13 protein-coding genes are annotated in these 13,791 nt (G+C 58.7%); 6 read left to right on the forward strand and 7 right to left on the reverse strand.

Features of this window, described 5'->3' with window-relative positions:
* Together ADK28_RS25620 and ADK28_RS25625 are read right to left on the reverse strand one after the other, a co-directional pair.
* A partial coding sequence (locus ADK28_RS25620) for a BCCT family transporter (protein ID WP_048797019.1) occupies positions 1–541 on the reverse strand: 541 nt, incomplete at its 3' end.
* 364 nt (positions 542–905) lie between these two features.
* Complete coding sequence (locus tag ADK28_RS25625) at positions 906–1,991, reverse strand: tartrate dehydrogenase (RefSeq protein ID WP_048797020.1); 1,086 nt, start codon at positions 1,989–1,991, stop codon at positions 906–908.
* 82 nt (positions 1,992–2,073) lie between these two features.
* Between ADK28_RS25625 and ADK28_RS25630 the strand changes: the two genes are divergently transcribed.
* The 4 genes from ADK28_RS25630 (at position 2,074) to fbaA (ending at position 6,791) form a co-directional block, all read left to right on the forward strand.
* Entirely contained in the window at positions 2,074–3,033 is a 960-nt protein-coding gene (locus ADK28_RS25630) for a LysR substrate-binding domain-containing protein (protein WP_272491432.1), read from the forward strand.
* A 311-nt stretch (positions 3,034–3,344) separates the two neighbouring features.
* Entirely contained in the window at positions 3,345–4,361 is a 1,017-nt protein-coding gene (epd, locus tag ADK28_RS25635; RefSeq protein WP_004931582.1) for an erythrose-4-phosphate dehydrogenase, read from the forward strand.
* A gap of 70 nt (positions 4,362–4,431) precedes the next feature.
* Entirely contained in the window at positions 4,432–5,595 is a 1,164-nt protein-coding gene (pgk, locus tag ADK28_RS25640) for a phosphoglycerate kinase (protein ID WP_025160206.1), read from the forward strand.
* 116 nt (positions 5,596–5,711) lie between these two features.
* Positions 5,712–6,791, forward strand: coding sequence for a class II fructose-bisphosphate aldolase (gene fbaA / locus ADK28_RS25645; RefSeq protein WP_004931586.1), 1,080 nt, complete (start codon positions 5,712–5,714; stop codon positions 6,789–6,791).
* Between the two features lie 56 nt (positions 6,792–6,847).
* Here the strand turns inward: fbaA and ADK28_RS25650 are convergent, their stop codons facing one another.
* Positions 6,848–7,516 (reverse strand): DUF1345 domain-containing protein, encoded by a 669-nt coding sequence (locus ADK28_RS25650; RefSeq protein WP_016930030.1) that lies wholly within the window; start codon positions 7,514–7,516, stop codon positions 6,848–6,850.
* A gap of 205 nt (positions 7,517–7,721) precedes the next feature.
* Here ADK28_RS25650 and mscS point away from each other — a divergent pair, with 205 nt between their 5' ends.
* On the forward strand, positions 7,722–8,588 hold the full coding sequence (gene mscS, locus ADK28_RS25655; RefSeq protein WP_015378992.1) for a small-conductance mechanosensitive channel MscS: 867 nt from the start codon (positions 7,722–7,724) through the stop codon (positions 8,586–8,588).
* Between the two features lie 81 nt (positions 8,589–8,669).
* On the opposite strand, the gene ADK28_RS25660 is transcribed toward mscS, so the two are convergent.
* The 3 genes from ADK28_RS25660 to ADK28_RS25670 all read right to left on the reverse strand — a co-directional run bounded on the left by ADK28_RS25660 (position 8,670) and on the right by ADK28_RS25670 (position 12,225).
* Positions 8,670–10,019: an MFS transporter gene (locus tag ADK28_RS25660; RefSeq protein WP_033639435.1), complete on the reverse strand. Its 1,350-nt coding sequence runs from the start codon at positions 10,017–10,019 to the stop codon at positions 8,670–8,672.
* Positions 10,020–10,190: 171 nt separating this feature from the next.
* Positions 10,191–11,222, reverse strand: a complete 1,032-nt coding sequence (locus ADK28_RS25665; RefSeq protein ID WP_028127699.1) for a methionine synthase — start codon at positions 11,220–11,222, stop codon at positions 10,191–10,193.
* Between the two features lie 25 nt (positions 11,223–11,247).
* Entirely contained in the window at positions 11,248–12,225 is a 978-nt protein-coding gene (locus ADK28_RS25670; RefSeq protein WP_016930027.1) for a DUF1852 domain-containing protein, read from the reverse strand.
* Positions 12,226–12,541: 316 nt separating this feature from the next.
* Between ADK28_RS25670 and ADK28_RS25675 the strand changes: the two genes are divergently transcribed.
* Positions 12,542–13,081: a DUF2058 domain-containing protein gene (locus tag ADK28_RS25675; protein WP_025160208.1), complete on the forward strand. Its 540-nt coding sequence runs from the start codon at positions 12,542–12,544 to the stop codon at positions 13,079–13,081.
* Between the two features lie 7 nt (positions 13,082–13,088).
* Here ADK28_RS25675 and ADK28_RS25680 read toward each other — a convergent pair whose 3' ends face one another.
* Positions 13,089–13,787, reverse strand: a complete 699-nt coding sequence (locus ADK28_RS25680) for an RluA family pseudouridine synthase (RefSeq protein WP_048797021.1) — start codon at positions 13,785–13,787, stop codon at positions 13,089–13,091.
* Between the last annotated feature and the right edge of the window lie 4 nt (positions 13,788–13,791).

Raw genomic sequence — 13,791 nt, forward strand, 5'->3', positions numbered from 1 at the left:
TGGCGCGCACGCCGGTGATGGCGGAAATTATCCCCGACAGGCTGAGCCCTTTGTTCTTACGCACGTGGAAGTGGTAGGCCATGATCAGCGAGGCGAGGGCGTAGGTCGCCCAGGCGCTCAGGCCCCAGTGGAAGAAGGAGTAGCTGATGCTGTATTCCAGCGCCTTCGGGGTGCGCGGCGCGATGTTCAGCCCCGGCGTCTGGTAATAATACGCCCATTCCATCACCCCCCAGTACAGGGTGGACGAGCCCAGGCCGGCGCAGATGAACATGAACAGCCAGGCTAGCGTGGAGTATTGCGGTTTGCCTTCGCCGAGGCGGATGTTGCCGTATTTGCTCAACGCCAGATACAGCACCACCAGCAGGGCGATCAGCACCAGGATTTGAATGGTTGAACCGAACAGCCGGGTGACGCCGTTGAAAATGGTGTTGGCGATAAGCGCGGATTGGGCCGGAAAGAGCATCAGGCAAATGGCGATCAGCGCAATACTGCACAGGCTGATGGCGATGAGCGTGACATCCTTTTTAGGATTGCTCTGCATGGGAGTGAACTCCTGTTATCGGTGGTGGGCCGGTGCGCGAAGCGTAGGGTGCGCCCGGGCCCTGTTGGTTTGAACCCTTTGTTTTGTTACACCGCGAGGAGCAAGCGCCCCGGCGGAACGCCGCCGGAAATGTTTACTCTTCATTAACATTTTTGAGTGTGCACAAATTACAGGAGGGCCACAATTGGGGCATCTGTAAAAGGATAAAACACAGTATGTAAACAATTTGTTGTGATCTTGACCGGGGTATTGGCGTGCTTTCTGGGGGGATTTTCAGTGGATTTGCGGCGGCGATCGAAGCGGAAAAACGGACGTGGCAAAGCAGGGCGCGAAAGGGCGCCCTGCGCAGGAAAATCAACGGCGTTTAGCGTTGCAGCAGGGCGGCGATCGCCTGGCCGACTTGCTGGGTGGAGGCGCCGCCCCGCATATCCGGCGTGCGCGGCCCGTCGGCGATAATGCGCTCAATCGCCTGCAGGATGCCGTCGTGCGCCTGGCGGTAGCGAGCATCGCCGTCGCCGAGGAAGTCCAGCATCATCGCGCCGCTCCAGATCATGGCGATCGGGTTGGCGATGTTTTTGCCGAAAATGTCCGGCGCCGAGCCGTGTACCGGCTCGAACAGCGACGGGAAGTTGCGCTCCGGGTTCAGGTTGGCCGACGGCGCGATGCCGATGGTGCCGGTGCAGGCCGGGCCGAGATCCGACAAAATATCGCCGAACAGGTTGGAGGCCACCACCACGTCGAAGCGTTCGGGGTTCAGCACGAAGCGCGCGCACAGAATATCGATGTGCTGTTTGTCCCAGGCGATATCAGGGTATTGGCGCGCCATCTCCGCCACGCGCTCATCCCAGTACGGCATGCTGATGGCCATGCCGTTGGACTTGGTGGCTGCAGTCAGGCGCTTGCGCGGGCGCTGCTGCGCCAGCTCGAAGGCGTACTTCAGGATGCGGTCCACGCCCTGACGGGTGAAGACCGATTCCTGGATCACCATCTCGCGATCGGTGCCTTCGAACATCCGTCCGCCGAGCGAGGAGTACTCTCCTTCGGTATTTTCGCGCACCACGTAGAAATCGATATCGCCCGGCTGTTTGTTCGCCAGCGGGCAGGGCACGCCGGGAAACAGCCGTACCGGGCGCAGGTTGACGTACTGCTCGAAGTCGCGGCGAAATTTCAGCAGTGAACCCCACAGCGAAATGTGATCGGGCACCGTATCCGGCCAGCCGACGGCGCCGAAATAGATGGCGTCGAAGCCCTTGAGCTGTTCAAACCAATCGTCCGGCATCATCTGGCCGTGGTGCTGGTAGTAGTCGCAGCTGGCCCACTCGAAGGTGTCGAATTCCAGCGACAGATCCCAGCGCGCTGCCGCCGCCTGCAATACTCGTATGCCTTCCGGCAACACTTCCCGCCCGATACCGTCTCCGGGGATGGCGGCAATCTTGTAAGTTTTGCTCATACAGAGGTCTCATTTGTAGGTAGGGGAGATTGACAACACTGCTATCCTATAATTGACTAACTGTTAATCAATCGCGAAAACGGTGAAACATAAAACACGAATCATGAACAATATGCCGATCCTGAGTGACCTGCGGGTGTTCGTGCTGGTGGCGCGCCGCGCCGGGTTCGCCGCCGCCGCCGAAGAGCTGGGCGTTTCGCCGGCCTTTATCAGCAAGCGCATTGCGTTGCTGGAAAAGGCGCTGGACGTGTCATTGCTGCACCGCACCACGCGGCGGGTGGCGATCACCGAAGACGGTGAACGCATCTACGAATGGGCGCAGCGCATTCTCAACGATGTCGATCAGATGATGGACGAGTTGTCCGAGGTGCGTCAGGCGCCGCAGGGCATGCTGCGCGTGGTCAGCAGCTTCGGCTTCGGCCGGCGTTTCGTGGCGCCGGCGCTGTCGGCGCTGGCGCGGCAGTACCCGCAGCTGGAGCTGCGGCTCGACGTGTCCGATCGGCTGGTGGATCTGGTCAGCGAAGGATTCGATCTGGATATCCGCATCGGCGACGATATCGCCCCCAATTTGATTGCGCGCAAGCTGGCGGACAATCAGCGCATCCTGTGCGCTTCGCCGGCATACCTGCAGCGCCACGGTGTGCCGAAAAATCCGGCTGAGCTGGCGGGCCGCACTTGTTTGGTGATCAAGGAACGCGATCACCCGTTCGGGCTGTGGCGGCTGCAGGGGCCGGGCGGCGAAGAGACGGTGAAGGTGACAGGGGCGCTGGCGTCGAACCACGGCGAAATCGTGCACCAGTGGTGCCTGGACGGGCAGGGCGTCGCGCTGCGTTCCGCCTGGGACGTGAAAGAGAACATCGACAGCGGCAGGTTGGTGCACATCCTGCCGGAGTATTATCAGCCGGCCAACATCTGGGCGGTGTACGTTTCCCGGCTGGCAACGTCGGCGAAAGTGCGAGTGACGGTCGAATTTTTGCGCGACTATTTCCGCGAGCACTACGGCGAAACGGGGCCGGCGAGCGAAAATCCACCGCGGCCTTAAGGCCAAAAATGTGCGCCAGATCATCTTATGCTCGTAAAACTCCCCTCCGTTACCTGAGGAACTGTTGCACCTGTTTCTTTTGCCAAAACTTTGGTTTATGCTCAGCTGAAGCGTTTCAGTTGAAGCACTCTTCGACAGAAATGCCGATGTGAAGGCGGCGAAAAGCCGCTGAAGCGCGGGAATAATGCAAACTCGGCGATTCACAGCGGGCGGTGCGATCCACTACTCTATGCGGGTTAGTGAGACAACCAGTCAGCGCCGGGTGGCGCCGGTGAGTCACCCGGCGTGGACGGCCCTTTTTCAGGAGCAGCATGACCATCCGCATAGCGATAAACGGCTTTGGCCGCATCGGCCGCAGCGTATTGCGCGCACTGTACGAATCGGGACGACGAGCGGAAATCTCCGTGGTGGCGATCAACGAGCTGGCGAACGCCGAAGGCATGGCCCATCTGCTGAAGTACGATTCCAGCCACGGCCGCTTCGCCTGGGATGTGCGGCAAGAGTGTGACACGCTGAGCGTCGGAGACGACGCGATTCGCCTGTTGCATCAGCCGGCGGTGGAGCAGTTGCCCTGGGGCGAGCTGGGCGTCGACGTGGTGTTGGACTGCAGCGGCGTGTACGGCAGCCGGGCGGATGGCGAAGCCCATCTGGCGGCGGGGGCGAAGAAAGTGCTGTTCGCCCATCCGGGCGGCAACGATCTGGACGCCACCATCGTGTTCGGCGTCAATCATCAGACGCTGCTGGCGGAACACCGCATCGTGTCCAACGCCTCGTGCACCACCAACTGCATTATTCCGGTGATCAAGCTGCTGGATGACGCCTACAGCATCGAATCCGGCACCGTGACCACCATTCACTCGGCGATGAACGATCAGCCGGTGATCGACGCGTATCACGCGGATTTGCGGCGCACCCGCGCGGCGAGCCAGTCGATCATTCCGGTCGATACCAAGCTGGCTGCGGGCATCACCCGTATCTTCCCGCAGTTTTGCGATCGCTTCGAGGCGATCTCGGTGCGCGTGCCGACCATCAACGTGACGGCTATCGATCTCAGCGTCAGCGTGAGCGCCGCGGTGAAGGTGGCGGAGGTCAACCAGCTGTTGCAAAAGGCCGCACGGGAATCATTTCGTGGTATAGTTGACTACACGGAATTACCATTGGTCTCGATCGATTTTAACCATGACCCGCACAGCGCTATCGTCGACGGTACGCAGACTCGGGTCAGCGGGCAGCACCTGATAAAGACCTTGGTCTGGTGCGACAATGAATGGGGCTTTGCCAATCGGATGTTGGATACAACACGGGCAATGGCCGCCAGCGGTTTCTAGTACGGCGGCGCCGGCGTGATTGGCGCGCTGCTCAGGCAATTTTATAGAGATTCAATAAAGAGGGTTCACCATGTCTGTAATTAAGATGACCGATCTGGATCTGGCGGGTAAACGCGTACTGATCCGCTCCGATCTGAACGTGCCGGTAAAAGACGGTAAAGTGACTTCCGACGCGCGTATCCGCGCTTCCCTGCCGACTATCGAAGCTGCGCTGAAGCAAGGCGCCCGCGTGATGGTAACCTCCCACCTGGGTCGTCCTACCGAAGGCGAGTACAACGAAGAATTCTCCCTGCTGCCTGTGGTCAACTACCTGAAAGACCACCTGAAATCCCCAGTGCGTCTGGCGAAGGATTATCTGGATGGCGTCGACGTCGCCGAAGGCGAACTGGTGGTGCTGGAAAACGTCCGCTTCAACAAGGGCGAGAAGAAAGACGACGAAACCCTGTCCAAGAAATACGCGGCGCTGTGCGACGTGTACGTGATGGATGCATTCGGCACCGCGCACCGCGCGCAGGCTTCCACCCACGGCGTGGGCAAGTTCGCGCCTGTCGCCTGTGCCGGCCCGCTGCTGTCCGCCGAACTGGAAGCGCTGGGCAAAGCGCTGGGCAACCCGGCCCGTCCGATGGTCGCCATCGTGGGCGGTTCTAAAGTGTCCACCAAACTGACCGTGCTGGATTCCCTGTCCAAAATCGCCGATCAGCTGATCGTTGGCGGCGGCATCGCCAACACCTTCGTGGCGGCGCAGGGCAACAACGTGGGCCAGTCCCTGTACGAACCTGACCTGATCCCGAACGCGCAGAAACTGCTGGAAACCTGCGACATTCCGGTGCCGACCGACGTGCGCGTAGCGACCGAGTTCTCCGAAACCGCAACCGCGACCGTGAAGCAGGCCAACGAGATCCAGGACAACGAGCAAATTCTGGATATGGGCGACGTCTCTGCCGAGCGTCTGGCCGTTATCCTGAAGAACGCCAAGACCATTCTGTGGAATGGCCCGGTTGGCGTATTCGAGTTCCCTAACTTCCGTAAGGGCACCGAAATTGTCGCCCGCGCGATCGCCGATAGCGACGCTTTCTCTATCGCTGGCGGCGGCGACACTCTGGCAGCCATCGATCTGTTCGGTATCGCTGACAAAATTTCCTACATCTCCACCGGCGGTGGCGCATTCCTGGAATTCGTTGAAGGGAAACCGCTGCCTGCAGTCGTGATGCTGGAAGAGCGCGCTAAGCAGTAATTCAGACAACGGGAGGCGAAAGCCGCCCGTTTGTTTTATACCGCGCGGCTAACGCTGCGCGGCGTGAAAACATCGATTTACATCCATCTACGGCCGACGAAACAGGACAAAGTAACATGTCTAAAATTTTTGATTTCGTAAAACCGGGTGTCATCACGGGTGATGACGTTCAGAAAGTCTTCGCAGTTGCTAAAGAGAACAACTTTGCGCTGCCAGCGGTAAACTGCGTGGGTACCGACTCCATCAACGCAGTGCTGGAAGCCGCGGCTAAAGTGCGCGCGCCGGTCATCGTTCAGTTCTCCAACGGCGGCGCCGCGTTCATCGCCGGCAAAGGCGTGAAGACCGATGTGCCTCAGGGCGCAGCGATTCTGGGCGCCATCTCTGGCGCACACCACGTTCACCAGATGGCTGAACACTACGGCGTGCCGGTGATCCTGCACACCGACCACTGCGCGAAGAAACTGCTGCCATGGCTGGACGGCCTGCTGGACGCCGGCGAGAAGCACTTCGCCGCTACCGGCAAACCGCTGTTCTCTTCCCACATGATCGATCTGTCTGAAGAGTCTCTGGAAGAAAACATCGAGATCTGCAGCGCCTACCTGAAGCGCATGGCCAAAATCGGCATGACGCTGGAAATCGAACTGGGCTGCACCGGCGGTGAAGAAGACGGCGTGGACAACAGCCATATGGACGCTTCCGCACTGTACACCCAGCCGGAAGACGTGGCTTACGCGTACGAAAAACTGAACGCCATCAGCCCGCGCTTCACCATCGCAGCTTCCTTCGGTAACGTGCACGGCGTGTACAAGCCAGGCAACGTTAAGCTGACTCCGACCATCCTGCGCGATTCTCAGAAATACGTTTCCGAGAAATTCAACCTGCCGCATAACAGCCTGAACTTCGTGTTCCACGGCGGCTCCGGTTCCAGCGATGCGGAAATCAAAGAGTCCGTCAGCTACGGCGTGATCAAGATGAACATCGATACCGATACCCAATGGGCGACCTGGGACGGCATCCTGCAGTACTACAAAGCGAACGAAGCTTACCTGCAGGGCCAGCTGGGCAACCCGAAAGGCGCCGATCAGCCGAACAAGAAATACTACGATCCACGCGTATGGCTGCGCGCAGCGCAGACCAGCATGGTGACGCGTCTGGAGCAGGCTTTCAAAGATCTGAACGCGGTAGACGTTCTGTAATCTTCGGCACCTGTTGCACGATGCAAAAGGCTCCCTGCGGGGAGCCTTTTTTGTTTTCAGCCCAGCAGGCCGGCGCCGACGTTGATCGACAGGCCCAGGATCAGCATGTTGAACACGAACGAAATAACCGACTGCACGAGCGCGATTTTACGCACCTCCGCGGCGCCGACCGCCACGTCGGCGGTTTGCGACGCGACCGCGATGGTGAAGGAGAAGTAGGCGAAGTCCAGATAGGTCGGCTCGGTGAGATTGCCGGGGAACAGCAGCGGCAAAGGATCCCGCTGTGCGCCCTGACGATAAAACTGATGGGCATAGTGCATGGTGAAGGCGGTCGGCAGCAGCAGCCAGGAGACTGCCAGCGTTGCGCCGGTTAACGCCAGATGTAGCGTTTTCAGCGAGTCGCTGGCCTGTTTGGCGCTGCTCAATTCGAACAGGATCGCCAGAATGCTCACCAGACAACCGAAACTGACCAGCGCCAACACCGTGCTGGCGCTTTCATCCTGTCGCCGGGCGATCTGGCGAATGTGCTGCGGCGTGCTGACCAGCATCAGCCGCCAGAGAAACAGCAGATAGAGCCAGGCCAGCGTATTCCAGCCGATCATCAGGCGCTGCAGCAACGAGAGTTGGGCGGGCAGCAACAGAAAGCACAACAGCCCGGCGCCGACGGAAAACAGCAGCCTGGGCCGCACTTGCCAATAGTGTTTGAGCGAAGAGCGAATGTGCATGAAGAACGGATCTCTTGTCGTGAAATGGCCAACGCGCTGTTTTCAGCATAGAAGAAGCGGCGGGCGGTTTCGGCTATTTTTAACGCTGACGGTTGGCATGAGCCTTTAATGTTGGTTACCCTTAGGCGGTGGTTTCCTACTGGCTGCCGAAGCCAGTGTATTTTTGCGAGTTTCTCCCGTTAGGGACTGAGTTAGGACGACACGAATGAAAGATTTGAATGTAGTAGACGGCATCAACGGTGCCGGCGACTGGTTGGTGAAGAACCAGGATCTGTTGATCCAGTACGCGGTGAATATCGTCGCCGCCATCGTTATCCTGATCATCGGTTCGATCGTGGCCCGCGTGGTCGGCAATGCGCTGAACCGCGTGATGAAACTGCGCGGCATCGACGCCACGGTAGCTGACTTCCTGTCGGCGATCGTACGTTACGGCGTGCTGGCGTTCACCTTCATCGCGGTGCTGGGGCGCGTCGGCGTGCAGACCACCTCGGTGATCGCCGTGCTGGGTGCCGCCGGTTTGGCCGTCGGTCTGGCGCTGCAAGGCTCGCTGTCCAACTTCGCCGCCGGCGTGCTGCTGGTGATCTTCCGCCCGCTGCGCGTGGGTGAGTATGTCGATCTGGGCGGCGTGGCCGGCACCGTCGATCAGGTGCAGATTTTCTCCACCACCCTGCGCACCGCAGACAACAAAACCATCGTGGTGCCGAACGGTAAAATCATCGCCGGCAACATCATCAACTACTCCCGCGAACCGAACCGCCGCGTGGATATCGTGGTAGGCGTGGCCTACAACGCCGATATCGACGTGGTGAAAAAGGTGTTGGGCGACGTGATCGCCGCCGACAAACGCATCATGCACGCTAAAGGCGTGACCGTGCGTCTGAACGAGATGGCGCCATCTTCCCTGAACTTCGTGACCCGTTCCTGGACCACTAACGCGGAATACTGGAACGTGTACTTCGATCTGATGGAAAACTTCAAGCGCGCGCTGGATGCCCACAACATCGGCATTCCGTTCCCGCAGATGGACGTGCACCTGTATCGCACCGAAGACGCTTCCGCCAAGGCGGAATAACACAGAAGGGGGCCTTGGCCCCCTTTTTTATTGCGGGCCGAGACGCTACCGATGGCGTCTCGGCCTTTTATTTCCGCGAGTTCAGATGCCGGCCGCCGGTTCGGTCAGCGGCGCGCGGCGGCGCAGGCTGAGGCGATAAAGCAGGAAGATGGCGGCTGCGCCCAGCAGCGCCGGCAACGCCAGCCAGAGGAAGAACACTTCTGGCGATCCGGCGGCGGTCATCATCCAGGCGCCGAGCATCGAGCCGACGATCGAGCCGAAGCGGCCATTGGCCATGGCCCAACTGACGCCGGTGACGCGGGCTGCGGTCGGGTAAAGGGTGGCGGAAACCAGATTCAGGCCGTTCTGCGCGCCGGCCACGCCGAAGCCGATAAGGAACACAATGGCGGCCAGCGTGTAGACGTCGCCCATCAGATACCCGGTCGCGCCGATCACCAGCGCGGCGCCCAGGTAGGAGACGGCCAATACGCGGTAGGGCCCGACCCGATCCATCAGCAGCGCCATGAGGATGGCGCCCAGAGTGCCGCCGAGCGGCACCATGGCTCCGATGCGCGAGGCGTGGGCGATATCGAAACCGGCGTCTTTGAGTATCGTCGGCAACCAACTGGTGAGCAGGTAGAACACGAACAGCGAACAGAAGAACGCCGCCCACAGCAGCAGGGTGCGCACGGCGCGCCCTTCGATAAACAGATGCGAGATCGGCGATTTGACCTGCGCCGGACGCTCGTCATCGACAATCGTCACACCGGCCCAACGCTGGCCGGTGATGCGCTCGACCACCCGGCGCAGCCGATCGGCATGTTTGGCGCTGGCGGCCATAAAGCGTACTGATTCGGGCATCTGCCAGGCCAACAGCGGCAGCAGCGCCAATGGCGCAATGCCGCCGACCACCAGCAGGCCGCGCCAGCCAAATGCAGGAATGATCTGCCCGGCCAGCAGGCCGCCCAAGGCCAGACCGGCGGTAAAGCCGCTCCAGCTCAGGGTGACCATCAGCATGCGCCGGCGCGCCGGTGAGTACTCAGAGCTGAGGGTGATGCAGGTCGGTATCGCGCCCCCGAGGCCAATGCCGGTGATGAAGCGCAACAGGGTCAGGGATTCGATCGAATGCGCATAGGCCGAAGCCAGGGTGCAGCCGCCAAACACCAACACCGCGACGAGCAGCACGCGTTTGCGGCCGATGGCGTCGGCGATCGGCCCGAACAGCAGGCTGCCGATCAGCAGGCCGAACAATCCCGCACCGAAGGCGGGGGAGAGCTGCGCTGGCTGCAGGCCCCACTCTTCGCGCAGCGCCGGGGCGATATAGCCGATGATGGCGGTATCGAAGCCGTCCAGCAGGGCGATCAGGAAACACAGGGCGAGGATGAGGATTTGATAAGGCGAGATCTTGGCGCGATCGATAATTTCGCTGATGCGAGCGGTATCTGGGCTCATGAGGGTTCCACTGTTATTAAGCTGGTGTGGGCTGGCTGAGGGGCCGTTCAGGCCGCTTTGGCTGGCATCGCGTAGAAATCCGAGTATACACCAGAGCGGGGGCGTTGCGGGGAGGGGGAGTCGATGATAATCGCCCGCCGCAGGAGGCTACTGCGGCGGGCGCTGGCGCGGTTATTTGGCCAACAGTTCTCGGCGCACGATTTCGGCGCCTGCGCTTAAGGCATTCAGCTTGCCGCTGGCGACCTGACGGGGCAGGGGAGCCATGCCGCAGTTGGTCGACGGATAGAGCTTGTCGGCATCGACAAATTGCAGCGCTTTGCGCAGCGTAGCGGCTACTTCCTCCGGCGTCTCAACGGCATGATTCGCTACGTCGATGGCGCCGACCATCACTTTCTTACCGCGAATCAGTTCAAGCAGATCCATCGGCACGTGCGAGTTATGGCACTCCAACGAGATAATATCGATAGTCGACGTTTGCAGCTTGGGAAACGCCTCTTCATATTGCCGCCACTCAGAGCCCAGCGTCTTTTTCCAGTCGGTATTGGCCTTAATGCCGTATCCATAGCAGATATGTACGGCCGTTTCACACTTAAGCCCTTCAACGGCTCTTTCCAGGGCGGCGATGCCCCAGTCATTCACCTCGTCAAAGAACACATTAAATGCGGGCTCATCAAACTGAATAATGTCGACGCCGGCGGCCTCAAGCTCTTTGGCTTCCTGATTGAGGATCTTGGCGAACTCCCAGGCCAATTTCTCGCGGCTTTTATAGTGGTTGTCATAAAGCGTGTCGATCATGGTCATCGGCCCCGGCAGGGCCCATTTAATCGGCTGCTTGGTCAGCTGGCGTAAAAATTTGGCGTCTTCAACGAAAACGGGTTTTTGGCGCGAGACCGCCCCCACAACGGTTGGCACGCTCGCTTCGTAGCGATTGCGGATTTTAACCACTTCGCGTTTCTCGAAATCGACGCCGCTGAGGTGCTCGATAAACGTCGTGACGAAGTGCTGGCGCGTTTGCTCGCCATCGCTGACGATATCGATGCCGGCCTGTTGTTGCTCTGCCAGCGACAAACGCAAGGCGTCCTGTTTCCCTTCGATTAATTCTTCATTCTGCAATTTCCAGGGCGACCACAGGGTTTCCGGTTGGGCCAGCCAGACAGGTTTGGGCAAGCTGCCGGCGGTCGACGTAGGGAGCAATATTTTCATGATAGATGACCTGTATTTGAGTGAATCAAAGCGCGTAGTGAGCAGACCATTGCTCAAGAAGAGGTTTGTAGGGTTTGATAAATTGCTCTTCCGTAAATTTCCCCTGCTCAATCGCCAACTGGCTACGCTCTTCGCGATCGTAAACAATCTTGGTTAATGAATGATCCTGGTTATTCAGGCTGGGCTGATAGCATTGCCCCGCCGCCGAGTTGGCATTGTAAATTTCAGGCCGATAAATTTTCTGGAAGGTCTCCATCGTGCTGATGGTGCCGATCAGTTCCAGATCGGTGTAATCGCTCAGCAAATCCCCGGGGAAATAAAACGCCAGGGGCGCGACGCTATTTTTCGGCATGAAATAGCGCACCTGCAGGCCCATTTTTTTAAAATACCGGTCGGTCAGCGAAGCGCCGTCTTGCCGATACTCGTCGCCCAACACCGGGTGTTGATTGCCTGTCCGATGGTAGGTGTCTTTGCTGGACACGCTGAGGCAAATCACCGGCGGTTTGCTGAAATTTTCATGGTATTCGTTTGAATTGACGAAGTGCTTAAAGATATTGCCGTGCAAATCGCCGAAATCATCCGGAATGGTAAATTCCGCCGTGTTTTTATTGTGCGCCGGTAGCAAGACGCTAAAGTCGTAGTCGCGCACGTAAGAGGAGAAATTGTTCCCAACGATGCCCTCGATACGCTTTTGCGTTTTTTTATCAAGGATGTTGGTTTTCAGGATTTCGATCACCGGGAAGCTGGCGCCCTGATCTTCAATGCGCATCTCAACCGAGATGATTTCAAGCTCGACCGAATAGCGATCGGCCTTGGGGTTATCCCAATGCGCCAACGTATTGAAGCGATTGTTAATCATCACCAGCGTATTGCGCAGGTTCTCCCGGCGATTTTCCCCTCTGGCCAAATTGGCGAAGTTGGTGGTGATACGCGTACTTTCAGAAGGGTTATAATCTTCATCGAAAGAACTGCTCTTAATCGTAAAGGTAAAGTCTCTATTCATCGTCTTATAGCATCCTGTTATATGATATGAAGGCTGGATTTATCCATTTATTTCAATGGGTTGTTTTTCTCTTTTTTCATTCAGCCGATTTCATATTGTCTGTCGTTAATGAGGTCTATTTTTGCCAGAGTCCCGGTGGGAGTGAAAGAGACTTAATTTCATTACCACATGAGCGGTATTCATGTTCTGGCGTTCGGGGCGGTTTATCGCCGTTGCCCTGCGGCGCAAACCGCCGGTGGGTTGGGCCGGCCACCTGGTGCAGCCTGAAAAATTACGGGTATAATCCCTCCATGATCCCACGGCTTCAGACACGAACATGACAAAACTCACCTTACAAGAGCAGATGCTCAAAGCGGGCTTGGTAACCAGCAAGAAAATGGCCAAAGTCCAGAGAACGGCTAAAAAATCACGCGTTCAGGCCCGCGAGGCCAGAGAAGCGGTGGAAGAGAATAAAAAGGCGCAGCTTGAGCGCGATAAGCAGCTGAGCGAGCAGCAAAAGCAGGCCGCGTTGTCCAAAGAGTACAAGGCGCAGGTGAAGCAGCTGATCGAGATGAACCGCATCGTCCTGGCGAAAGGCGATATCGGTTTCAACTTCACCGACGGCAACCTGATCAAAAAAATCCTGGTGGATAAGGCGACGCAGACGCAGCTGATCAATGGCCGCCTCGCCATTGCCCGCTTGGTGGTCGAGAACCGGGAAGAGTGTGAATACGCGATTATCCCCGCGAGCGTCGCCGATAAAATCGCGCAGCGCGATGCGGCCAGCATAGTGCTGCACAGCGCGCTGAGTCAGGAAGAACAGGATGAAGACGATCCGTATGCCGACTTTAAAGTGCCCGACGATTTGATGTGGTAAGCCGCGTTCAGAACGGCGCTGCGTGACGAGCGGCTATCCGCTCTCCGCTGATGGGGTGCACAAAGTCCAGCTCGCTGGCGTGCAGCATCAGCCGCGGTGTCTGTTCGGTACCCGGCAGCAGGCGCCCGCCATACAGATCGCAACCTAAAATAGGATGGCCCAATTGCCGGCTGTGAATACGCAGCTGGTGGGTGCGTCCGGTCTCCGGGGTGAGCTGCACCCGCGTCAGCGGCAGCGAGATCCCGCCTTCCATTTCACGATAAAAACGTTCGACGACCCGATAGCGGGAGCGGGCGGGCTTGCCGTGGAGGGCGCAAATCGACATCAGCGGGAACAACGCCGGATCTTTGGCGATCGCCGCGTCTATTACCCCTTCGTTATCCGCCAGATGGCCGCAGAGCAGCGCGCTGTACACTTTGCCGACGGTGCGTTCGCTGAACTGCCGACAGAGCGCGGCGTTGACGGCCTTGTTGCGGGCTACCACCATCAAACCGGACGTGCCGAAATCCAGGCGGTGCGCCAGGGCGCAGCCGGGGAACCTCTGTTCCAGCCGGTGGTGTACCGAATCGAGATTCTGCGGATTCTTGCCCGAGAGGCTGAGCAGCCCGGCCGGCTTATTGATCAGCGCCAGATGATCGTCCTGATAGAGGATCTCTATCTGGTCATGGCATGGCGGGGCGATAAAGGTATCGGTGATCGTAGACATCGGG

Origin of the sequence: Serratia sp. 506_PEND (assembly GCF_001076875.1) — a bacterium.
GTDB lineage: Bacteria > Pseudomonadota > Gammaproteobacteria > Enterobacterales > Enterobacteriaceae > Serratia > Serratia marcescens.